Annotated in this window: 24 protein-coding genes, 1 tRNA gene and 1 pseudogene; 18 read left to right on the top strand and 8 right to left on the bottom strand. The window is 60.9% G+C overall.

From position 1 onward, the window contains the following. Positions 1–268: 268 nt before the first annotated feature. Positions 269–1,885 carry an L-aspartate oxidase gene (gene nadB / locus ACA065_RS07905; protein WP_497694032.1) on the top strand — a complete coding sequence of 539 codons (1,617 nt, stop codon included), beginning with the start codon at positions 269–271 and terminating at the stop codon, positions 1,883–1,885. On the opposite strand, the gene ACA065_RS07900 is transcribed toward nadB, so the two are convergent. Both ACA065_RS07900 and ACA065_RS07895 read right to left on the bottom strand, forming a co-directional pair. Next, positions 1,854–2,300 carry a protein YgfX gene (locus ACA065_RS07900; protein WP_497694031.1) on the bottom strand — a complete coding sequence of 149 codons (447 nt, stop codon included), beginning with the start codon at positions 2,298–2,300 and terminating at the stop codon, positions 1,854–1,856. The two genes, nadB and ACA065_RS07900, sit on opposite strands and share 32 nt — an antisense overlap. Continuing rightward, entirely contained in the window at positions 2,284–2,538 is a 255-nt protein-coding gene (locus ACA065_RS07895) for an FAD assembly factor SdhE (RefSeq protein ID WP_003233917.1), read from the bottom strand. Before ACA065_RS07895 ends, ACA065_RS07900 begins: the two co-directional genes overlap by 17 nt. A gap of 140 nt (positions 2,539–2,678) precedes the next feature. Here ACA065_RS07895 and ygfZ point away from each other — a divergent pair, with 140 nt between their 5' ends. Continuing rightward, entirely contained in the window at positions 2,679–3,620 is a 942-nt protein-coding gene (gene ygfZ, locus ACA065_RS07890; protein WP_497694030.1) for a CAF17-like 4Fe-4S cluster assembly/insertion protein YgfZ, read from the top strand. Between the two features lie 36 nt (positions 3,621–3,656). Beyond that, entirely contained in the window at positions 3,657–4,478 is an 822-nt protein-coding gene (locus tag ACA065_RS07885; RefSeq protein ID WP_497694029.1) for an HDOD domain-containing protein, read from the top strand. Here ACA065_RS07885 and ACA065_RS07880 read toward each other — a convergent pair whose 3' ends face one another. Continuing rightward, on the bottom strand, positions 4,479–5,864 hold the full coding sequence (locus tag ACA065_RS07880) for a sensor histidine kinase (protein WP_497694028.1): 1,386 nt from the start codon (positions 5,862–5,864) through the stop codon (positions 4,479–4,481). Beyond that, positions 5,857–6,528, bottom strand: coding sequence for a response regulator (locus tag ACA065_RS07875; RefSeq protein ID WP_497694027.1), 672 nt, complete (start codon positions 6,526–6,528; stop codon positions 5,857–5,859). The genes ACA065_RS07880 and ACA065_RS07875 overlap by 8 nt, the downstream gene beginning before the upstream one ends. Positions 6,529–6,764: 236 nt before the next feature. Between ACA065_RS07875 and ACA065_RS07870 the strand changes: the two genes are divergently transcribed. The 5 genes from ACA065_RS07870 to ACA065_RS07850 are packed head-to-tail and all read left to right on the top strand — an operon-like array spanning position 6,765 to position 12,153. Continuing rightward, a complete protein-coding gene (locus tag ACA065_RS07870) occupies positions 6,765–8,057 on the top strand; it encodes an OprD family porin (protein ID WP_497694026.1) in 1,293 nt (430 codons plus the stop codon). Between the two features lie 47 nt (positions 8,058–8,104). After that, positions 8,105–9,088 carry a Bug family tripartite tricarboxylate transporter substrate binding protein gene (locus tag ACA065_RS07865; protein WP_497694025.1) on the top strand — a complete coding sequence of 328 codons (984 nt, stop codon included), beginning with the start codon at positions 8,105–8,107 and terminating at the stop codon, positions 9,086–9,088. A gap of 60 nt (positions 9,089–9,148) precedes the next feature. Beyond that, a complete protein-coding gene (locus ACA065_RS07860; RefSeq protein ID WP_497694024.1) occupies positions 9,149–9,607 on the top strand; it encodes a tripartite tricarboxylate transporter TctB family protein in 459 nt (152 codons plus the stop codon). A gap of 1 nt (position 9,608) precedes the next feature. After that, positions 9,609–11,123, top strand: coding sequence for a tripartite tricarboxylate transporter permease (locus ACA065_RS07855; RefSeq protein ID WP_497694023.1), 1,515 nt, complete (start codon positions 9,609–9,611; stop codon positions 11,121–11,123). Further along, a complete protein-coding gene (locus tag ACA065_RS07850) occupies positions 11,116–12,153 on the top strand; it encodes an AbrB family transcriptional regulator (protein ID WP_497694022.1) in 1,038 nt (345 codons plus the stop codon). Before ACA065_RS07855 ends, ACA065_RS07850 begins: the two co-directional genes overlap by 8 nt. A 30-nt stretch (positions 12,154–12,183) precedes the next feature. Here the strand turns inward: ACA065_RS07850 and ung are convergent, their stop codons facing one another. Next, positions 12,184–12,876 carry a uracil-DNA glycosylase gene (ung, locus tag ACA065_RS07845; RefSeq protein ID WP_497694021.1) on the bottom strand — a complete coding sequence of 231 codons (693 nt, stop codon included), beginning with the start codon at positions 12,874–12,876 and terminating at the stop codon, positions 12,184–12,186. A 136-nt stretch (positions 12,877–13,012) separates the two neighbouring features. On the opposite strand from ung, the gene dspII reads away from it, so the two are divergent. Further along, complete coding sequence (dspII, locus tag ACA065_RS07840) at positions 13,013–14,125, top strand: enoyl-CoA hydratase/isomerase DspII (protein ID WP_497694020.1); 1,113 nt, start codon at positions 13,013–13,015, stop codon at positions 14,123–14,125. Here dspII and ACA065_RS07835 read toward each other — a convergent pair. Further along, on the bottom strand, positions 14,122–14,481 hold the full coding sequence (locus ACA065_RS07835; protein ID WP_497694019.1) for a hypothetical protein: 360 nt from the start codon (positions 14,479–14,481) through the stop codon (positions 14,122–14,124). The two genes, dspII and ACA065_RS07835, sit on opposite strands and share 4 nt — an antisense overlap. Positions 14,482–14,548: 67 nt before the next feature. Here ACA065_RS07835 and ACA065_RS07830 point away from each other — a divergent pair, with 67 nt between their 5' ends. From ACA065_RS07830 to ACA065_RS07790, 9 genes and pseudogenes are all read left to right on the top strand, one after another. Beyond that, positions 14,549–14,908 (top strand): hypothetical protein, encoded by a 360-nt coding sequence (locus ACA065_RS07830; RefSeq protein ID WP_497695448.1) that lies wholly within the window; start codon positions 14,549–14,551, stop codon positions 14,906–14,908. A gap of 157 nt (positions 14,909–15,065) precedes the next feature. Beyond that, on the top strand, positions 15,066–15,278 hold the full coding sequence (locus ACA065_RS07825) for a cysteine-rich CWC family protein (protein ID WP_497694018.1): 213 nt from the start codon (positions 15,066–15,068) through the stop codon (positions 15,276–15,278). Beyond that, positions 15,278–15,970: a pseudouridine synthase gene (locus tag ACA065_RS07820; RefSeq protein WP_497694017.1), complete on the top strand. Its 693-nt coding sequence runs from the start codon at positions 15,278–15,280 to the stop codon at positions 15,968–15,970. Before ACA065_RS07825 ends, ACA065_RS07820 begins: the two co-directional genes overlap by 1 nt. 304 nt (positions 15,971–16,274) lie before the next feature. Next, on the top strand, positions 16,275–17,159 hold the full coding sequence (locus ACA065_RS07815; protein WP_497694016.1) for an alpha/beta fold hydrolase: 885 nt from the start codon (positions 16,275–16,277) through the stop codon (positions 17,157–17,159). A 179-nt stretch (positions 17,160–17,338) separates the two neighbouring features. Then, positions 17,339–17,412, top strand: a tRNA-Gly gene (locus ACA065_RS07810). A 197-nt stretch (positions 17,413–17,609) separates the two neighbouring features. Beyond that, complete coding sequence (locus tag ACA065_RS07805; RefSeq protein ID WP_497694015.1) at positions 17,610–18,134, top strand: DUF3833 domain-containing protein; 525 nt, start codon at positions 17,610–17,612, stop codon at positions 18,132–18,134. 23 nt (positions 18,135–18,157) lie between these two features. Then, the gene (locus tag ACA065_RS07800; protein ID WP_497694014.1) at positions 18,158–18,463 is read left to right on the top strand and encodes a DUF6482 family protein; all 306 of its coding nucleotides are present in this window, start codon (positions 18,158–18,160) and stop codon (positions 18,461–18,463) included. A 312-nt stretch (positions 18,464–18,775) separates the two neighbouring features. Further along, a pseudogene (locus ACA065_RS07795) lies at positions 18,776–19,069 on the top strand (type II toxin-antitoxin system RelE/ParE family toxin). Between the two features lie 2 nt (positions 19,070–19,071). Continuing rightward, complete coding sequence (locus ACA065_RS07790) at positions 19,072–19,380, top strand: addiction module antidote protein (RefSeq protein WP_497694013.1); 309 nt, start codon at positions 19,072–19,074, stop codon at positions 19,378–19,380. On the opposite strand, the gene ACA065_RS07785 is transcribed toward ACA065_RS07790, so the two are convergent. Next, a complete protein-coding gene (locus ACA065_RS07785) occupies positions 19,365–20,564 on the bottom strand; it encodes an MFS transporter (RefSeq protein WP_497694012.1) in 1,200 nt (399 codons plus the stop codon). The genes ACA065_RS07790 and ACA065_RS07785 overlap by 16 nt on opposite strands. After that, positions 20,561–21,724: an MFS transporter gene (locus tag ACA065_RS07780; RefSeq protein ID WP_497694011.1), complete on the bottom strand. Its 1,164-nt coding sequence runs from the start codon at positions 21,722–21,724 to the stop codon at positions 20,561–20,563. The genes ACA065_RS07785 and ACA065_RS07780 overlap by 4 nt, the downstream gene beginning before the upstream one ends. Positions 21,725–21,790: the final 66 nt, after the last annotated feature.

Below are 21,790 nucleotides of genomic sequence, written 5' to 3'. Positions count from 1 at the left end.
CAATGCTCCCGACGGGCCAATAAACACAACGTTTTCCCAGCTTTCGGGCAACCTGCTATTGAGTCAGGGCTTATGCAAAAAGTTCCCGTCTCAATAACCAGCCGATTTTACCCAAGCCGTGCACCGTAATCTCACATTGCCACGAACGCCCGGCTATTGTGCCGCTCCCCCCCTCTATATACTAGTGGCCCGTGTGACCCTTTGATTCGCCGATCCAGGCGTCCTGTTTGCGCCACCCCTTTGGATCGCTTTTTGCGGAATCCGTCAAATGAGCCAACAGTTTCAACACGATGTCTTGGTGATCGGTAGTGGCGCGGCCGGCTTGAGCCTGGCGCTGACACTTCCCAGCCACTTGCGCATTGCGGTCCTGAGCAAAGGCGACCTGGCCAACGGCTCGACATTCTGGGCCCAAGGCGGCGTCGCTGCGGTCCTGGACGACACCGACACAGTGCAATCCCACGTCGAAGACACCCTCAACGCCGGCGGCGGCCTGTGCAACGAAGATGCCGTACGCTTCACCGTCGAACATAGCCGCGAGGCCATCCAATGGCTGATCGACCAAGGTGTGCCGTTCACCCGCGACGAACATGCCGGCAGCGACGACGGCGGATTCGAATTCCACCTGACCCGTGAAGGCGGCCACAGCCATCGCCGCATCATCCACGCCGCCGACGCCACCGGCGCCGCGATCTTCAAGACCCTGCTCGACCAGGCCCGCCAACGCCCGAACATCGAATTGCTGGAACAACGGGTAGCCGTCGACCTGATCACTGAAAAACGCCTGGGCCTGAAAGGCGAACGCTGCCTCGGCGCCTACGTGCTCAACCGCGCCAGCGGCGAAGTCGACACCTACGGCGCGCGCTTCACTATTCTGGCCTCAGGCGGCGCAGCCAAGGTCTACCTCTATACCAGTAACCCCGACGGCGCTTGCGGTGATGGCATCGCCATGGCGTGGCGTTCGGGCTGCCGGGTGGCGAACCTGGAATTCAATCAATTCCACCCCACCTGCCTGTATCACCCGCAGGCCAAGAGTTTCCTGATCACCGAAGCCCTGCGCGGTGAAGGCGCACACCTGAAACTGCCGAATGGCGAGCGTTTCATGCAACGCTTCGACCCACGCGCCGAGCTGGCACCGCGAGATATCGTCGCCCGCGCCATCGACCACGAAATGAAGCGCCTGGGTATCGACTGCGTCTATTTGGACATCAGCCACAAACCCGAAGCCTTCATCAAGACCCACTTCCCCACCGTCTACGAGCGCTGCCTGGCGTTCAATATCGATATCACCAAAGGCCCAATACCGGTGGTGCCCGCCGCGCATTACACCTGCGGCGGCGTGATGGTCGACCAACACGGCCGCACCGACGTGCCCGGCCTGTATGCGATTGGCGAAACCAGCTTCACCGGCCTGCACGGCGCCAACCGCATGGCCAGCAACTCGCTGCTCGAGTGTTTCGTATATGCCCGTTCAGCCGCCGCCGATATCCTCGAGCAACTGCCACGCATCCCCGTACCGGCCGCCCTGCCGCGTTGGGACGCCAGCCAAGTGACCGATTCGGACGAAGACGTGATCATCGCCCACAACTGGGACGAGTTGCGCCGCTTCATGTGGGACTACGTAGGAATCGTGCGCACCAACAAACGCCTGCAACGCGCTCAGCACCGCGTGCGGTTGCTGCTGGATGAGATCGACGAGTTCTACAGCAACTATAAGGTCAGCCGCGATCTGATCGAGTTGCGCAACCTGGCCCAGGTGGCGGAACTGATGATCCGCTCAGCCATGGAGCGCAAGGAAAGTCGCGGCCTGCATTACACCCTCGACTATCCGCAGATGCTGCCCGAGGCCCGCGACACTATTCTGGTGCCAACCACCTACGGCGGCTGAACTTCAAGCGCACCCGCAGGCGCCGATGCACATCGGCGGCCTGCGAATCCATCGGCACACAAATTGAGCGCACCCACCACTCGCCCGGCACCCGGTAGCGCAGTACCACGATCAGCGGCAATGCCAGGCTGTCGGGACGCAATTGCACGCTGTGCCAGCCACGCTCATTGCTGAATAACTGCCAGCCGTCTTCGTCACGACGCAGGCCACGAATCGACGAGCGGTGGGCCAAAAGAATATGCCGAGGCAATACCCAGGCGGCATGCGCCAGGCATAACAGAACGCCAAGGCTTGCGAACGGCACATCAATAACGAGCAAGGCACCCAGCGCGAACAGCTGGGCAAGCAGATAGGCCGCCAGCAACAGCCGTGAGGCCTGCCAGCGGCATTCGAAGCGATTACTTGGGCTGGACACGGTCCAGAATCATCCGAACCATACGCTGCAGCTCCGGATCTTCTGACTCGGCGCGTTCCATAAACCAGCCGAACATGTCTTGGTCTTCGCATTCCAGCAGTCGGACGTAGAGGTCGCGATCCACCTTATCGAGCGTCGCGTACACCTCTTTGGTGAAAGGCACCAACAACACATCCAACTCCAGCATGCCACGGCGGCTGTGCCAGTAGAGGCGATTGATTTCTACATCTTCGACCATGGAGCGCTCCTCAAATAGAGCGCAAGTATACAGGCCCGTGGGCACCGGACCAGCCGGCTTTGGTCGCACCATACGGAAACTATCCATTTGCCGGGCGCCCCTCTATGATGCACCCATGACTTTTTGACCTGCGATGACCCATGGCCGACTCTGCTTTTTTCTGCCCCTTGACCCACGAAGGCGTTCTCGCCGTCCGCGGTTCCGACGCTGCCAAGTTCCTGCAGGGGCAACTGACCTGCAACCTCAATTACCTGAGCGACGCCCAGGCCAGCCTCGGCGCGCGCTGTACGCAAAAAGGCCGTATGCAGTCGAGTTTTCGCATCCTGCTGCAAGGTGATGGCGTGCTCCTGGCCATGGCCACCGAGCTGCTCGAGCCGCAACTGGCGGACCTGAAAAAGTACGCGGTGTTCTCCAAGTCCAAACTCACCGACGAAAGCCCTGCCTGGGCACGCTTCGGCCTGGCTGATGCCGATTCGGCCCTGGCGACACTTGGCCTTGAGCTCCCCGCCGAAACCGACAGCGTAGCGCGTAACGAGGCGTTGATCGCCCTTCGCGTCTCCCCCGGCCGCGCCGAACTCTGGGTGCCTGCCGAGCAAGCCGAGGCTGTACGCAATCTATTGGCGACACAGCTCAAACAAGCTGACTTGAATGACTGGTTGCTTGGCCAGATCCGTGCCGGCATCGGCCAGGTCATGCCTCAGACCCGTGAACTGTTCATCCCACAGATGCTCAACCTGCAGGCCGTCGGCGGTGTCAGTTTCAAGAAGGGTTGCTACACCGGCCAGGAAATCGTCGCGCGCATGCAGTACCTGGGCAAGCTCAAGCGTCGCCTGTATCGCCTGAGCCTCGACGGCGCCGAATTGCCCGAGCCAGGCACCCCACTGTTCGCGCCTGGCCACAACAGCGCCATCGGTGAAGTGGTGATAGCAGCAAAAGCTGACCAAACCGTTGAACTTCTGGCCGTGCTGCAAGCCGAAGCTGCCGACAGTGGCGATGTGCACTTAGGCACCCTGGAAGGCCCCGGCTTGCGCCTGCTTGACCTGCCTTACCCACTGGATCGCGATAAAGAGATCCAGCGTTAATCGCCGTACCTTTTTGCAACACCCTAGAGAGCATGAATGAACAAGCTGGCGGAAAAAGTCCAACAGGCTTTGGTGATGGCCATCGACAACGATGACCTGGTTCTGCCGACATTACCGGAAGTGGCCCTGAAAATTCGTCAGGCCGCCGAAGACCCGGATATCAGCATCAGCCACTTGAGCAAAGTGATCGGTCGCGATACCGCCCTGTCGGCGCGCCTGATCAAAGTGGTCAACAGCCCGCTGCTGCGCGCGACCCAGGAAGTCACCGACCTGCACACCGCCATCACGCGGCTGGGGACCAATTACAGCAGCAACCTGGCCATCGGCCTGGTGATGGAACAAATCTTTCACGCCCGCTCCGAAGTCGTCGAACTGAAAATGCGCGAAGTGTGGCGCCGCAGCCTGGAAGTGGCCGGCGTGAGTTATGCCTTGTGCCGCAGCCACAGCCAGCTCAAGCCGGACCAGGCGGCCCTCGGCGGGTTGGTGCATCAGATCGGCGTGCTGCCGATCCTCACCTTTGCCGAAGACCATTACGAACTGCTCTCCGACCCGGTCAGCCTCAACCATGTGATCGAGAGCATTCATCCGTTACTGGGGGACAAACTGCTGGGTGGCTGGGATTTCCCGGAGATGCTGGCGAAACTGCCAGGGCAATACCTGGACCTGGAACGCGACTCCCCGCGCCTGGACTACATCGACCTGGTGCAAGTCGCCGTGCTGTATTGCCACCGAGGCACCGATCATCCGCTGGCTAACGTGGCGGTTGCCACGCTACCGGCGATCAAGAAACTCCGGGTCGACCCTTACAGCGATGCCCTGCGTGCCGAACTGGATGAAGCGCGCTCGATGTTTTACTGATCAGCCCGCGATAAAACTCACCCGCACCTTCAACCCCGCCAACTCACCATCATGCAGGCTGATCTGCGCCAAATGTGCGCGGCAGATCTCACCAACAATCGCCAACCCCAGGCCTGAGCCCATGCCCTGCTGGCTGCGGCGATAAAAACGTTCAAACACCCGGTCCCGCTCATCCGGCGGGATACCGGGGCCATCATCTTCCACTTCCAGGATGGCCGGCGCCGTAACCCGCAAAATCACATTGCCACCCGGCGGCGTGTGGGCCAGCGCGTTATCGACCAAGTTACTCAACAACTCGTTCAACAAGGTCGGCTCGCCCCGCAGCCACACAGGCTCATCGGCCTCCAAGGCCAGCGCCACGCCTCGCGCGTGAGCCAGCGGCGCCATGGCCATACCCAACTCACGCGCCAACTGGCTGAGATCAAGCAGTTGCGCACCGCCTTCGGCAATCGCCCGGGCGCCGTTTTCGATGCGCGCCAGCGACAGCAACTGATTGGCCAAGTGAGTCAGGCGGTCGGTGCCTTGGGCGGCGGTTTCCAGCGTACTGCGCCATGTCGCCGGTGCGTCGCTGCGCAAGCCCAACTCCAGGCGCGCCTTGAGCGCAGCCAGCGGGGTGCGCAGTTCGTGGGCGGCGTCGGCAATAAACTGCGCCTGGCGCTCGAATTGGCCGCGCAAGCGCTCGGTAAAGTGATTGAGCGAACGCACCAGCGGGCCGAACTCATCCTGCACTTCCACCAACGGCAATGGCCGCAAGTCGTCGGGCTGGCGCTCTTCCACCGCCGTGCGCAGGCGTTCCAATGGGCGCAGCGCCGCGCTCACCGCAAACCACACCAGCAGCAACGCACCGACCGCCAACATCCCAAGGCGCAGCAAGGTGTCGGCCAGCAGGCTACGGGCCATGCTCTCGCGCGCTTCATCGGTTTCCGCGACGCGAATTTCCGCCATGCCATTCATGTTCGGTTCGGAGACCGCCTTGAGCAGGCTGACCACGCGCACATTCTGGCCCTGATAAGTCGCGTTGTAGAACCTTGCCAACGCCGGGTAATCATCGGTACGTGGCGTGCCGGGAGGCGGCCCGGGGAGGTTTTCGTAGCCGGATATCAGCTTCTGATCAATATCATTGACCTGATAATAAATACGCCCCGCGCTGTCGTAGGCAAAGGTGTCCAGCGCCACATAAGGCACATTGGCACTCAAGGTGCCATCCACCTGGGTCAACCCGGCGGCGATGGTGCGCGCCGACGCCAGCAAGGTGCGGTCATAGGCGGTGTCGGCGGCCTCGCGGCCATTCCAGTAGGCACTCATGCCGCTGGCGAGCATCAGCACCACCAGCAACAGCGCCAAGTTCCACAGCAGGCGCCAGCGCAGGCTGCTGGGCTTATGCATCGCGGGCTTCCAGCAGGTAACCGAGGCCACGGAAGGTCACGATGGCGATGGGCTGGCCGTCGAGTTTCTTACGCAGGCGGTGCACGTAGATTTCAATCGCATCGGGGCTGGCTTCTTCATCCAGGCCGAATACCTGCGAGGCCAGTTGCTCCTTGCTCATCACACGGCCGGGGCGGGCGATAAGCGCTTCAAGCACCGCTTGCTCGCGGGAGGTCAACGTCAGCAGTTCGCCGCCCACCGTGAACCGTCGGGTATCCAGGTCGTAGACCAGCACGCCGCACGCCTGCTGGCGCTCGCCGCCCAATACACTGCGGCGCAGCAGCGCCTTGACTCGAGCTTCCAGCTCGGTCAACTCAAACGGCTTGGCCAGGTAGTCGTCGGCGCCCAGGTTCAGGCCATGCACGCGGTCCTTTACATCGCTGCGCGCGGTCAGCATCAACACAGGCAGATTTTTCCCACGCGCGCGCAGACGCGCCAACACCTCGAAACCGTCCATGCGCGGCAGCCCGACATCGAGGATCACCACCGCGTATTCCTCACTGTTCAAGGCCAGGTCCGCGGCCACGCCATCGTGCAACACGTCGACGGTCAAACCCGTGCTCTTGAGCGCCAGGGCGACACTTTCGGCGAGCTGCAAATGGTCTTCAACCAGGAGGACACGCATGGATTTTCACCTCATTCGGGCATGGTCGACGCCACGCTTTGCGGGGCAGTTTACAGGCGCGGCCTGGCCTGTGAAGCCCGAAAACATTGAAAGACAGCTGAAAGGTTAGTGAAAGCTTCGCCCTTTAGCATCCAGCGACGGTGGGTAATGCCCACTGAGCTACCTGATCCGTAGCGCCAGAAAAACGCCACGAAGCGTTTTCGCCAAAAATAAGAACAATAACGGAGTACACAACGATGCTGTCGACACAGCCCCAGGCTTGCCCGCCTGTTCGTTTTTCTCGCCTTGCCCAGACCGCCCTTGCCAGTGCCACTGCCCTTGCCGGCTTTTCGCCGCTTAGCCAGGCTGCCTTCTTCGAAGACAGCAGCGCCACCCTCGAAACCCGCAACATGTACTTCAACCGCGACTTTCGCGATGGCACCCGTGCACAACAATCCAAGCGCGATGAATGGGCCCAGGGCTTTATGCTCAACCTGCAATCGGGCTACACCGACGGCACCGTCGGTTTTGGCGTGGATGCGCTGGGCATGCTTGGGGTCAAGCTCGACTCCAGCCCCGACCGCACCGGCAGCGGCCTGTTGCCGACCCACGATGATGGCCGTGCCGCCAACGAGTACTCCAAGCTGGGCCTGACCGGCAAAGTGAAAATCTCCGCCACTGAGCTGAAAGTAGGCTCGCTGATCCCCGAACTGCCGATCCTCAAACCCAACGACGGCCGCATCCTGCCGCAGACCTTCAACGGCGGCCTGCTGACCTCCAAAGAATTCAAGAACCTGGTGTTCACCGGCGGCCGCCTGGATAAAGCCAAAGACCGCGACGACACCAACTACGAAGACATCGCCCTTAACAACAAAAACAGCCGCTTCGTCAGCGGCGCCACCGGCAAGCACTTCAACTTCGGCGGCGTGGACTATAAGTTCGCCGATAAGATCACCGGCAGCTACCACTTTGCTCAGCTCGACGACGTCTACCGCCAGCACTTCCTCGGCCTGGTGGCGTCGCGCCCGATGGGCCCCGGCACCTTTGGCACCGACCTGCGCCTGGCTATCAGCGATGACACCGGCAGCGCACGCGGCGGCAAAATCGACAATACATCGCTCAACGGCCTGTTCAGCTACGCCCTCAATGGCCATAAGCTTAGCGCCGGTTACCAGCACATGTCCGGCGACAGCGCCTTCCCTTACGTGGATGGCAGCGACCCGTACCTGGTCAACTTCGTGCAGATCAACGACTTTGCCGGCGCCGAAGAGCGCTCCTGGCAAGCGCGCTACGACTACGACTTCGCCAAGCTGGGGATTCCCGGCCTGAGTTTCATGAGCCGTTACCTGTCGGGTGACAACATCAAGCTCAGGAACGGCGAGACCGGCAAGGAGTGGGAACGCAACAGCGAAATCCGCTACATCGTGCAAAGTGGCACGTTCAAGGATGTAGCGTTGCGCCTGCGTAATGCCACCTACCGTTCCAACTATTCAGCCCGTGATGCGGATGAAGTGCGTGTGCTGGTCAGTTACAGCATCGCGCTCTGGTAATACGTGCCGGGTAGTAGCACCTCATAACAACAAAGACGGAGTTAAAGATGACCTATTCACTGCGTAAATTAGCCCTCGCAGCCGGCTGCATACTGTTCGCCGGCCAACTGCTGGCAGCCGACGAACCCAAGCGCCCGGAGTGCATCGCCCCGGCCTCCCCGGGCGGTGGTTTTGACCTGACCTGCAAGCTGGCGCAAAGCGCGCTGGTCAACGAGAAGTTGCTGAGCAAGCCGATGCGCGTCACCTACATGCCTGGCGGCGTGGGCGCGGTGGCGTATAACGCAGTGGTAGCGCAGCGCCCGGCAGACGCCGGCACGCTGGTAGCGTGGTCCAGTGGTTCGCTGTTGAACCTGGCCCAGGGCAAGTTCGGTCGCTTCGATGAAAACGCGGTGCGCTGGCTCGCTGCCGTCGGCACCAGCTACGGCGCCATCGCCGTGAAAAGCGATTCGCCCTACAAAAACCTCGACGATCTGGTTAAAGCCTTGAAGAAAGATCCGGGCAGCGTCGTGATCGGTTCCGGCGGCACCGTCGGCAGCCAGGACTGGATGCAGACCGCACTGATCGCCAAAGCCGCCGGGATCAACCCGCGCGAGCTGCGTTACGTGGCCCTTGAAGGCGGCGGTGAAATCGCCACGGCCCTGCTCGGCGGCCACATCCAGGTGGGCAGTACCGACATCTCCGACTCCATGCCGCACATCCTCAGCGGTGACATGCGCCTGCTCGCGGTGTTCGCCGAAGAGCGCCTGGACGAGCCGGAAATGAAGAATATTCCGACCGCCAAAGAGCAAGGCTACGACATCGTCTGGCCGGTGGTTCGCGGCTTCTACCTCGGGCCAAAAGTCAGCGATGCCGACTACGCCTGGTGGAAAGACGCGTTCGACAAACTGCTGGCCTCCGAAGAGTTCGCCAAGCTGCGTGACCAGCGCGAGCTGTTCCCGTTCGCCATGACCGGCCCCGAGCTGGACACCTATGTGAAGAAACAGGTGGCTGACTACAAAGTGCTGGCCAAAGAGTTCGGCCTGATCCAGTAATCGCCCCTCTTTTGCGCGGCCGCGCCCTCCTCGACGGGCGGCGTGGCCCAGGAGTTCCACATGCTCTTACAACGCATTTTCGCCTCCGTGATGCTGCTGCTCTGCGCCGGCCTCGCGCTGATGGCCTGGCCGTATCAGGCGGCTTTTTCCTACGAGCCGGTCGGGCCTCGCGCCTACCCGCTGCTGATGCTCGGGCTGATGAGCCTGGGCCTGATGTACATGCTGTTTCGCCCACAGCCCACCAAGCACACCGAAGAAGAACCCGCGCTGGACCGCGACACGCTGATCAAGATCGGCATCTGCGTCGCGCTGTTGATCGTGTTCGCCGGCACCTTCGAGGCTCTGGGTTTCATTCTCAGCAGCATGCTGATCGGCATCCCGATGGCGCGCCTGTATGGCGGCCGCTGGGTGCCGAGCGTGGTGATCGTCACGCTGATGGCCATCGGTCTTTACCTGCTGTTCGATAAAGCCATGGATGTACCGCTGCCCCTCGGCCTGCTTGAAGTTCTGGAGAACTGATATGGATACGTTCAGCTATTTGGGCCAGGGCTTCGGCGTTGCACTGACCCCTTACAACCTGATCACCGCGCTGTGCGGCACCTTGATCGGCACCGTGGTCGGCCTGTTGCCGGGCCTGGGCCCGATCAACGGTGTGGCCTTGTTGATCCCCATCGCATTCGCCCTGGGCTTGCCGCCTGAGTCGGCCTTGATCCTGCTGGCAGCCGTGTACCTGGGCTGCGAATACGGCGGCCGTATCAGCTCGATCCTGTTGAACATCCCAGGCGAAGCCTCCACCGTGATGACCACCCTCGACGGCTACCCGATGGCCCGCAAAGGCTTGGCCGGTGTTGCGCTGTCGTTGTCGGCGTGGAGTTCGTTCATCGGCGCGCTTATTGCCACCTGCGGCATGGTGCTGTTTGCGCCGCTGCTGGCCAAGTGGGCGATTGCCTTCGGCCCTGCGGAATATTTCGTACTGATGGTGTTCGCGATTGTCTGCCTCGGCGGCATGGCCGGTGACAAACCGCTGAAGACCTTTGTGGCGGCGCTGATCGGCCTGTTCTTGTCGGCCGTCGGCATCGATGCCAACAGCGGCGTGTACCGCTTTACCGGCGACAACATCCACCTCACCGACGGCATCCAGTTTGTCGTATTGGTATTGGGCCTGTTCTCGATCAGCGAAATCCTGTTACTGCTGGAAAAAACCCACCGTGGCCAGGAAGCGGTAAAAGCCACCGGGCGAATGATGTTCAACCTGAAGGAAGCTTCCTCGGTATTCGCTGTGAATATTCGCTGCGGCCTGCTGGGTTTCATCATGGGCGTATTGCCGGGCGCGGGCGCCACACTGGCCTCGGCCGTGGCCTACATGACCGAAAAACGCCTGGCCGGTGCCAGCGGCAAATTCGGGCAAGGTGACATGCGTGGCCTCGCCGCCCCGGAAACCGCGATCGGTGCTTCCGCCTGCGGCGCGCTGGTGCCGATGCTGACCCTCGGCGTACCAGGTTCGGGCACTACCGCCGTAATGATCGGCGCGCTGTCGCTGTACAACATCACACCCGGCCCGCTGCTGTTTCAACAGCAACCGGACATCGTCTGGGGCCTGATCGCTTCGTTGTTTGTCGCCAACATCATGTTGGTGATCCTCAACATCCCGATGATCCGCATCTTCACACGCATCCTCGCTGTGCCGAACTGGGCGCTGGTGCCGGTGATCGCCATCATCACCGCGATTGGCGTATACGCGGTTCACGCCACCACCTTCGACCTGTTCCTGATGGTCGGCATCGGCATCTTCGGCTACATCCTGCGCAAGCTGGACTTCCCGCTGTCGCCGGTACTGCTGGGCTTTATCCTCGGTGGCCTGATGGAACAAAACCTGCGCCGCGCGCTGTCGATCTCCAACGGTGCGCTGGACATCCTCTGGTCCAGCCCGATCACCTTCGGTGTGTGGGTGCTGACCGCGCTGATGCTGGCCTTCCCGCTGGTGCGCATCTACCGTAAACGTGCCCTGCAGCGTCGTGCCCTGGCCGATGTCTGAGGTCACCTTTAAACAATGGTGGGCAACACCGCTGGTCGGCCTGGCCGGCGGTTACCTGGCCAGCCTCGTCGGCTGGCCTTTGCCGTACATGGTCGGCTCGTTGCTGGCGATCATTCTGGTACGTTGCCTCACGCCGTGGCAGTTGGCGGAGATTCCCGGCGGGCGCAAATGCGGCCAATGGGTGGTGGGCATCGGCATCGGGCTGCACTTCACGCCAGTGGTGATCGAGCAGGTGATGAGCCACTTTGGCCTGATTTTCTTCGGCGCGCTGGTCACCAGCCTGTCGAGCATTGTCGGCGTGTGGTTGATGCGTCGCAGTGGTGAAGACCGCGCCACTGCATTTTTTTCCAGCATGCCGGGCGGTTCCGGTGAGATGGTCAACCTCGGCGCGCGCAATGGCGCGGTGCTCAGCCGCGTCGCGGCCGGGCAGAGTTTGCGCGTGCTGGTGGTGGTGTTGTGCGTGCCGGCGATCTTCAAGTATTTGCTGGAAGGCGGCGCGCCGCAGTTTCATCCGGCACCGGTGAGCTGGGCCTGGCTGGCGGTGCTGTTTCCGATTGGCGCGCTGGTGGCCTGGGGCTGGCAGCGCTTGCGTCAGCCCAACCCCTGGCTGTTCGGGCCGCTGCTGGTCAGCGCTACCGCCAGTGTTGTCTGGGACTTGCACATCGGCTTGCCCGATGGCGGCAGCCAGATCGGCCAATGGCTGATCGGCAGCGGCTTGGGTTGCCACTTTAACCGTCAGTTCTTTCGCCGGGCACCGTCGTTCATGGCGCGTACGCTGGTAGGTACGGCGTTGACCATGGCGCTGGCGACCTTGGCGGCGGTGGGTTTGAGCGCCCTGACACACTTGGACTTGCGCTCACTCACGCTGGGCATGATGCCCGGTGGCATTGCTGAAATGAGCCTGACGGCCGAGACCTTGCAACTGTCGGTGCCGTTGGTGACGGCGATGCAGGTGATGCGATTGTTGTTTGTGCTGTTTTTGGCGGAGCCGTTGTTCAGGCATTGGAACCGCCAGCCGGAAAAAACCTAAAGCCTTCACCACATTTGACTGTGTTGATCCTTAGACTGGCGGCAACCGCCACTCAATCGGCGTCTCGCCATTCTGCTCAAGAAACTTGTTGGTGCGGCTGAAATGCCCGCAACCCAAAAAACCGCGATACGCCGACAACGGCGACGGATGCACCGACGTCAGCACCAGGTGCTTGGTCGCATCCACCAGCTTTTGCTTGCCTTGCGCATGGGCGCCCCACAACAGGAACACCAAGTGCGGCTGATGCTCGCTGACCACTTCAATAACCCGGTCGGTAAAGAACTGCCAGCCCTTGCCCGCATGCGCGTTGGCATTCGCGCGTTCCACGGTCATGGTGGTGTTGAGCATCAGCACACCCTGGTCGGCCCAGCTTTGCAGGCAACCGTGGTTGGGGATGTCGATGTTCAAGTCACGCTTGAGCTCTTTGTAAATATTAACCAGCGACGGCGGCGTCGGCACGCCCGGTTGCACCGAGAAGCACAGGCCGTGGGCCTGGCCCGGGCCGTGGTACGGGTCCTGGCCGAGGATCACCACCTTGACCTTGTCCAACGGCGTTGAGTTGAGCGCATTGAAAATCAGCGGGCCTGGCGGGTAAATCTCTTTGCCGGCGGCGTGTTCCTGGCGCAGGAACTCGCGCAGCTCAGCCATATAGGGCTTGTCGAACTCATCCCGCAGGGCGTGTTTCCAGCTGGGTTCGAGTTTGATACGGTCGCCTTCGGTCATGGTGTGTTCGTCGTGTAAAAAAAGAATGGGCGAACCCTAGGAAAGCCGACCCCGCTTGTCAATTGATCTGACACACAACCGGCACTTTCCCACGGAGCGATCATACTGATCTTTCACTTTCTCGATTGAGGTCACGATGAACCTGCACTTCGAAGAGCTGACCGGCAGCGACGGCGCCCGCATCGGCATCGCCAGCCTGGACGCTGAAAAGTCCCTCAATGCGCTCTCCTTGCCGATGATTATGGCCTTGGGCGAACACCTGGATACCTGGGCCAAAGACCCGAACATTGTTTGCGTACTGCTACGCGGCAATGGGGCGAAAGCTTTTTGCGCCGGCGGCGAAGTACGCAGCCTGGCCCAGGCCTGCCGTGAACAACCCGGCGTCGTGCCCACCCTGGCCGCACAGTTCTTTGCCGCTGAATACCGCCTCGACTATCGCCTGCACACGTATCCGAAACCACTGATCTGCTGGGGCCACGGCTACGTGCTGGGCGGCGGCATGGGCCTGCTGCAAAGCGCTTCGGTGCGCATCGTGACACCGAGCAGCCGCCTCGCCATGCCCGAGATAAGCATCGGCCTGTACCCGGATGTAGGCGCCAGCTGGTTCCTGTCACGCCTGCCGGGCAAGCTGGGGTTGTTCCTGGGCCTCACCGGCGTGCATATCAACGGTCGCGATGCCCTGGACCTGGGCTTGGCCGACCGCTTCCTGCGCGATGACCAGCAGGACGAACTGATCGAAGGCCTGCTGCGACTGAACTGGCAGGAACAAACCGCGATGCAACTCAACAGCCTGCTCAAGGCGCTGGCCCAGGAAGCCGTCGGCCAGCAACCCGAGGCACAATGGCTGCCGCGCCGTGCGCAGATCGACGAATGGTTGGATGTGGGCGATGTGCGCTGCGCCTGGCGGGCCTTGAGCCCATTGCGCGAGCACGCCGACCCGCTGTTCAGCCGCGCGGGCAAGACGCTCAGCGAAGGCTGCCCGCTCACCGCGCATCTGGTGTGGGAGCAGATCCAGCGCGCCCGGCACCTGTCCTTGGCCCAGGTGTTCCAGATGGAATACACCTTGAGCCTGAACTGCTGCCGTCACCCCGAATTTGCCGAAGGCGTGCGCGCGCGGTTGATCGACAAGGACCAGACGCCCCATTGGCACTGGCCGGATATCAATGCAATCCCGCAAGCCGTGGTAGAAGCGCACTTCCACAAAGCCTGGGAAGGCCGCCATCCGTTGGCGGACTTGTCCGACGTCTAACGGTGCCCACCACCGTGGCCGCCGCCATGGCCACCGCCACGGTTGCCGCCCTGGTTATGCCCACCGCCATTGCCCCAACGGTTGCCGCCCCAGCCTTGGTTCGGATACGGCCGGTAACCAGACCTTGGGTAATAGCCCGGCGCCGGCCGGTAATAACGCGGCGCCGGGTAGTAACGCGGTGGCGGCGCGTAGTAGCCACGCCCATACAGGTAACTGGGCCCGCCACCGTAGTAATAGGCCGGGGCCGGTGCGGTGTAGACCTCGGAGCGATAGTAAGTACCCCCACCATCGTAATAGGGCACACACGCTGAAAGGGTCAGGCCGAATAAAGCGCTAAGAAGCAGTCGTCGATACATGGCGGCCTCCTGGACCGCTTGAGAGCACCTTCAGCGACGCTGAAGGGCGGCATTCGTCTTTCATTGAATGACGAAATATCTGACATCAAAAACCGAATCTGGTGCGTTTTTGACACAGGTTGAAACACCTGTTTCAGACGAAGCGAGCGCCGCATTGCAGTGCGTCAGCGCACCAGCACAACGCCCCCCGTTGAAAGCATGCTGTGACGTCTTATTGGACGGGCTCGATTGCGTACTGACGCCGACCATTGGCCGCCCGGTGACCTTGGAAGAGTTGCGTGCCAATCCGATGCTGTGCAACGCCGAACTGGGCTATTACACCCACTTCATGAACCTGCTGGATTACGCCGCCGTCGCCGTGCCCATCGTCTTATGCACAACAGTTTGCTGCCTTGCTCGACGCGCCTGCAGACAACGCCAGCCATGACATGACGCGCCTGGTAATGTGCCGTGCGCACCTGCAAGGCCTGGCAGACGCCGTGGACATCAGCCACTTCGGCGGCTGGCGCGGCTACCTGCGCAGCTTGCAATAGCTAGGCGGCGCTGTATCGTGCTGGGAACTGCGCGATACAGCACGAACCGACATGACCACGCCAACCCTTTGCCCCGCCTGCGGTGCCCGCAACGACTGCACCCTGGCCGACCCGCGCACCGCCGACCAAGCCTGCTGGTGCTACAGCGTCACCATCGACCCGGCGGTGCTCCAAGCCCTGCCCGATGAACTGCGCAACAAAGCCTGCCTGTGCCCGCGTTGTGCCCAAGTGGATGCGCAATTGCGTGGGGTTGAACAAGCGTAATGCGCGTTGATCGTTTCCTCAGCAACCTGCCACGTTTCAATCGCCAACAAGTGCGCATGCTGCTGGTTGAGCGACGGGTGACGGTCGATGGCGTGGCGGTCAGCGATCCGCGGCATGACGTGCGCGAATTCAGCCGTGTATGCGTCGACGATGAAGTGCTGCAAGTCGGCAAACCGGCGCGCTATTTCATGCTGCACAAACCTCAGGGCTGCGTGAGCGCCACAGCCGACCCGGTGCACCCCACGGTGCTTGATCTGTTGGATGAGCCGGATACGAGCGAGCTGCATATCGCCGGTCGTCTGGATTTCAACACCACCGGGCTGATGCTGATCACCAACGACGGCCAATGGTCGCGACGCCTGACTCAACCGCAGACCAAGCTGCCCAAGGTTTACCTCGTGCAAACCGAACAAGACATCACCCCGGAGTACGCGGTGACGTTTGCAGCGGGTCTGTATTTCGCGTTTGAAGACCTCACCACCCAACCCGCCGAGCTGGAGTTGCTAGGCCCACGGACAGCGCGGCTGAGCATCATCGAAGGCCGCTATCACCAGGTGAAGCGCATGTTCGGGCATTTTGATAACAAGGTGGTCGGCCTGCACCGTGAGCGCATGGGGGCTTTGGTGCTGGATACGTCGCTTGCGCCAGGCGAATATCGGGCACTGACTGACGATGAAATCAGACAGGTCTGACGACCGTTCAGCCGGTGATGGCAAAAAACCAGTTCGGCGCCTTGCGACCTGGCGTCTGTACTGCTTGAATCAAGACGTCAGCCAAATTATGACTGGCCAGTCGCCTATAACCTCCAAGAAACACCTTGCCCCGCCCGCGCTTGATCTAAGGGCCTCTCAGGCAAACAGCCCGCCATAACAACAGCCGTCGGCCAACCGTCATCGGACCGGCATGGGTGCTCATCTTCCAGGCGTATGCCTACCTGTCATAAAGCTCGTGCAGAGTGATCTGCGCGCCCTACCCGCTTGCCAGGAGTCTTACGACATGAGGCCAGAAATCGCTGTGTTGGATATACAGGGTCAGTATCGGGTTTACACGGAGTTCCATCGCGCGGATACGGCTGAAAAGACCATCATCCTGGTCAACGGCTCCATGGCCACCACGGCCTCCTTCGCCCAAACCGTGAAAAGCCTGTACCCACAATTCAATATGGTTTTGTACGACCAGCCCTACGCTGGCCGCTCCAAAATCCATAACCGCCATGAGCAGATGCTGACGAAAGAAGTCGAAGGCCAGATCCTGCTGGAACTCATCGAGCACTTCGCCGCCGAACACGTGCTGTCGTTTTCCTGGGGCGGCGCTGCCACCTTGGTCGCGCTCTCCCACCGGCCCCGCCGCGTGGAAAAGGCGGTGATCAGCTCCTTCTCACCGGTGATCAACGCGCCGATGCGCGACTACCTTGAACGCGGCGTCGACTACCTCGGCAACCTCGACCGCGACCGCGTCGGCCACCTGGTCAACAGCACCATCGGCAAACACTTGCCTTCGCTGTTCAAGCGTTTCAACTACAAACACGTGAGCAGCCTGGCCGAGCACGAATACGGGCAGATGCACTTTCACATCAGCCACGTGCTGAACAGCGACCGGCTGTGCTACCTCAAGGCGGCCAGGCAGATCGACATTCCGGTGCTGTTTTTAAATGGCGAATGGGACGAGTACACCAGCGCCGAGGATGCCAAGCTGTTTGGCCAGCATGTGGCCAAGAGCAGCTTCAGCACCATCCAGGCGACTGGGCATTTTCTGGACATGGAGCACAAGGCGGCGTGCCGGGATAGCCGGGACGCGGTGGTAGGCTTTTTGAAACCGCAGCGGCAGGTCAGCCGCTTGCGCTATCACCAGAGCCAGACGCAGCATGCCTTTGCGATTTGAAATACAGGCTTCCTGTGGCGAGCACGCTTGCTTGCGCTGGGGTGCGAAGCAGCCCCACCCTTTTGGGGGCGCTTCGCACCCCAGCGCAAGCAAGCGCCCTCGCCACAGGCAACCCACACATTTTTCGAAGAAAAACTTCAAATCCCAGCGAACATCTGGTACAAAGTCAGCCGCTCTGAGCGGGTATAGTTTAATGGTAGAACAGTAGCTTCCCAAGCTTCCGACGAGGGTTCGATTCCCTCTACCCGCTCCACTCAGATTTTGCGCTTGCGTCAGGAGGGTTCTGGCGCAGGATGCATGAAAAAACCGGTCCTTGGTGGCCGGTTTTTTTATGGGCGTCATTTGAAGAATTCGCCATTCGTCTTGGCAAACCTGTACAAATAAATATTAATGTACAAGTATCAGTGACGAGCGTTGGCGCTTCGCCGCGCGTGATCACGGAGCCAGGCAATGACACGTCTACTGATTGCATTGTTGCTGGTGTTGAGTTTGAGCAACTGCAGCAACGTTGAGGTGGCCCACTACGCGGACCAGCAACCGCAGTTGGATCTGGAGCGCTTCTTCAGTAAGCCCGTCAAGGCCTGGGGAATTTTCCAGAAGCGCTCGGGGGAAGTGGCCAAGCGCTTTGAGGTCAATATCGCCAGCCGGCGCGAGGGCAACGCCTTGATTCTCGACGAGCGCTTCCTGTACAGCGATGGCACGCGCCAGCAGCGCGTGTGGACGCTGACACCGGATGGCCCGGGGCGCTGGCGCGGTCGGGCAGGTGATGTGGTCGGCGAGGCGATCGGCGAAGTGGCAGGCAACGCACTGCGTTGGCGCTACCGACTCAACCTGCCGGTGGACGGCTCGGTCTACGAAGTGAGCTTTGATGACTGGATGTACTTGATGGACGAAGACACGTTGATCAACCGTTCCAGCATGACCAAGTTCGGCGTCGAATGGGGCCAGGTCACGTTGTTCTTTCGTCGCCAATAAATGGCCCACAGTGGGGGTGAATCATGAATCTGCAAATGCTGACCGAATTGGCGGTAAAAGGAGAAATTCGTGAGTTGGAGCTGCTGTCGCTGGAGGGCGGCTTCTACATCGCGCGTGTCAGGTTGGACCATGTCGAAATGACACTTGTGGACGACGATGCCAAGCCAATGCGCATCGGTTCCACCACGCATTTGCGCGACCTGTTGCAACGGGTTCCGCCGTTTCCCTGCGTGCTGGTGCAACACTGCGTGCACGATGAAATGTGCGGTGTACGGGAAGGGCCGATCGGCGCGTTGCGTGTTCCGTTTACGTTGGGTTCATCTCTTTAAGACGCTTTGTGTTTTAGGCTGCCCGGCCCAAATCGAGCTACTCATGCCGACTGCTGATAGGCCGTGGCAGACGACCGTTAAAGGCGTCGCCCGAGACGCACAACTCAGATGATTCTGAGCATTGTGCGGGCAATGCTGCAAAATTCAGGACTGCTTTACCGTTCTCCTTCAGACCGCAAATTTTAGCAATAGGAAAACCCTGAAGAAGATTTGAAACCGACGCCCCCTCGCATCACTCTCCCAGCCTTCGACACAGCCATTTCTCTTGCCAAGCAGTATCCACATGGATACAGTGAATTCCTGTGAGGCGCTTTGAACTATTTGATCCAGCAAACCCAAGTCTTCACTTACTGGCACTCAGCAATACGCGACCTGCGGGCAAAAATCGCGATTGCTCGATGAATCGAGAGAGCCAGTATGGGTAATCTGGGCGATATCAAGACGCTGGGCGGCGGTATTTCAGAAATGCGGATAGACGTTGGTGTGGGTTATCGCGTTTATTTCACCCTGCGAGGCAAGGAGATTGTCATATCGCTGGCGGGTGGCGACAAGTCTTCACAAGATGCCGATATCCGGCGCGCAAAGAAATTAGGAAAAGAGGTTTGATAATGACTCAAACACTGACGACATTTGATATGGCTGAACTGCTCGACAGTGATGAAGCCATTAGCGAATACCTTTCTCAGGTTCTGGCCGACGGCGACAACGAGGAGTTCCTTCGGGCGCTAGGCTACGTGGCCAAAGCCCGGGGAATGGCGAAGGTTGCTGCCGATGCAGGCGTGGGGCGCGAAAGTCTCTACAAGGCATTTGCCCCTGGCGCTAAACCTCGTTTTGAAACGGTCCTCAAGGTGCTTCACTCACTTGGCATTGATCTATTGGCTCGGTCTGGACATTCCAGCAATCACTCAGCTATTTGAGAGGCTATCCCCCGCTGCACCACCCACGCCAACGGCAACGTCACCAACAGCATCCCGGCCAGCACCATCACCGCCACCGGCACACCCAGCGCATCCCCTACCCCGCCAAACACCACCGGCGCCAGCGCACCGCCGCCAATCGTGCCGGTGTAGAACACCGCGAATGCCTGCTCGCGCTTGCCTGCGCCCGCCAGGTCCGGCACGGCGCCGTACAACACTGAAGACGTGCCGTTCAGCACCAAGCCCAACAGCGGCAACATCACCAGCAAGCCACTCAACGGCAGATACACGGCCGCGACGATCAGCAGCGCAGTGCTGGTTTCCGTCAGCCAGACGGTCTTCATCATGCCGATACGTGCACCGAGATAGCCGCAAAGCAATTTGCCGAAGGCTCCGCCGATGAACAGCATGGTCAGCGCCAGGCCGATACCCGCCGTTCCGGCGCCTTTGGCTTGCAGCAAAAATGGCAGGAATGTGAGAAAGCCCATGCGCACTGCGCTGTCGAGGGTGCCGGTGAGGATCAACGCGCGCAGGCCTGTAACGGAACCCGTCCCACTGAGCGGCTTAGCTTTTTTTGTGACGCCGGTTTCGGCAACTTGCGCAGGCACCAGCCACCACAGCAGCCCAGCCGCTGCCAGGCCAAGCAGCCCCAACAGTGTCGCACTGGCGCGCCAGCTGATGACGGTGAGCAGCAGGCCGACCAACCCAGGGATCAGGGTTTTGCCAATGTCGCCGGAAAAGTTGTACTGGGATAACGCTTGCTTGACCCCGCCACCGTCCTCGTAAGCATCGGTGATCATCGAGGAAGCCAGCGGGTGTTGAGTGCTGGCGCCCAACCCGCCGAGCAGCAACGCTAACAGCAACATGCCCAGCCCGGTGGCTTGGCCGACCAATAAGTAAGCCACACCTGCCAGCGCAGTGCCGCCCACCAGCAGCGGTACGCGGCCCCAGCGTTTGGCGGCTCGGCTGGCCATCAGCTGGAACACCGCCATCATCCCGGAGTAGGCGCCACGCAACAGGCCGATCTGGGCGTAGGAAAGAGCAAACTGCGCTTGCCAGATCGGCAGCAGCACGTAGATCACGTCAGTCAGGCCATCGTGTACCGCATGGGCACTGCAGCCGGCGATCAGCGAACGGCGGCGGGTGGAGTTTTCGCGGGCAGGCACGGCGACGGTGTCGTTCATGGTGTGTGGATCAGCTCAGGTTTGAGGGGCTTGCAGCCGGTCAGGGCGATCAGCAGGGTCAGCAGTTGAAAACCGATAATCAGCGCGACGCAGCCCGCCCAGCCCCAACGCTCCCAGACCAATGCGGGGACGATGGCACCGCAACTGCCGCCCAGGTAGTAACAGGTGAGGTAAACACCCACGGCGCCAGATTTGTTGGCACCGGCAATGGCGCTGATGAAGGCATTGGCGGCGGCCTGGGCGAGGAAGACGCCGGTGGAGCTCAGTGCCAGGCCCACCACGATGCACCACAGCGACGGTGCCAGGGTCAGCGCCGAACCACTCACACCGAGCATGGCGGCGACCGTCAGCAGTTCGGCGTGGGGCCGGGCTTTACTGAGGCGGCCTGCGATGGGGATCACGATCAAGGCCAGCAGGAACACCATGTAAAGCGTGCCCAACGCCGCAGGCCCCAGGTTGAAGGGCGGCAGGCCAAGGTACAAACCCGCGTAAGTAAATGCCGCGACCTGGGAAAACAACACGCAAAAGCCGACGGCGTACGCAGCCAACAAGGGTTTGCGAAAAACACCTGAAGGAGCGACTTTAAGCCGCTCGGTTCGTGGCCGGTTGGCGGGCAACAGAAACTGGATAAACCCGCCGACCATCAGGCTCAACACCGCCAGCAACTCGAAGGCTTCCCGCCAGCCGACGTATTGCGTCATCACGCCGATGACAAAGCGCCCGGCGAACCCGCCCAGCACGGTGCCCGCCACGTAAAGGCTGGTGACTTCGGTCACCGTCCCGCCACGCCAACGGTCGCCGATGTAGGCCACGCTGGTGGCAAACACCACCGGTATCAGCATGCCTTCCACAAACCGCCACACCAGCACTTCGGCAAAACTGTCGGCATAGGCCGTCATCAGCGCGGGCACGGCCAACAACAGCGCGGCCGCGACGATCACCGTGCGCTGTTCGAAGCGCCCGGTTAGCCGGCTGACAAAAGGTGCAGTGAGCGCCACGGCCAGGGTGGTGACCGTGATACTCCAGCCTGCCTCCTTGGCGCTGATATGAAACTGTGCGGCGAAGGTCGCAAGGATGCTCTGGGTCGCATAGAGACTAAGAAACGCCGCGCAACCACACAGGAACAAGGCAAGGCGAGCACAATGCAGGCGCGGTTTCATGAAACCTCTCGTTTTATTTTGTGAGGTCTTTATAGAATGGCGGACGGGGCTTAAACCAATACCGAT

This window comes from Pseudomonas sp. LBUM1640, assembly GCF_059716225.1.
The sequence above is the reverse complement of the archived record's forward strand: the minus strand, read 5'-3'. Positions and strand labels throughout refer to the sequence as shown.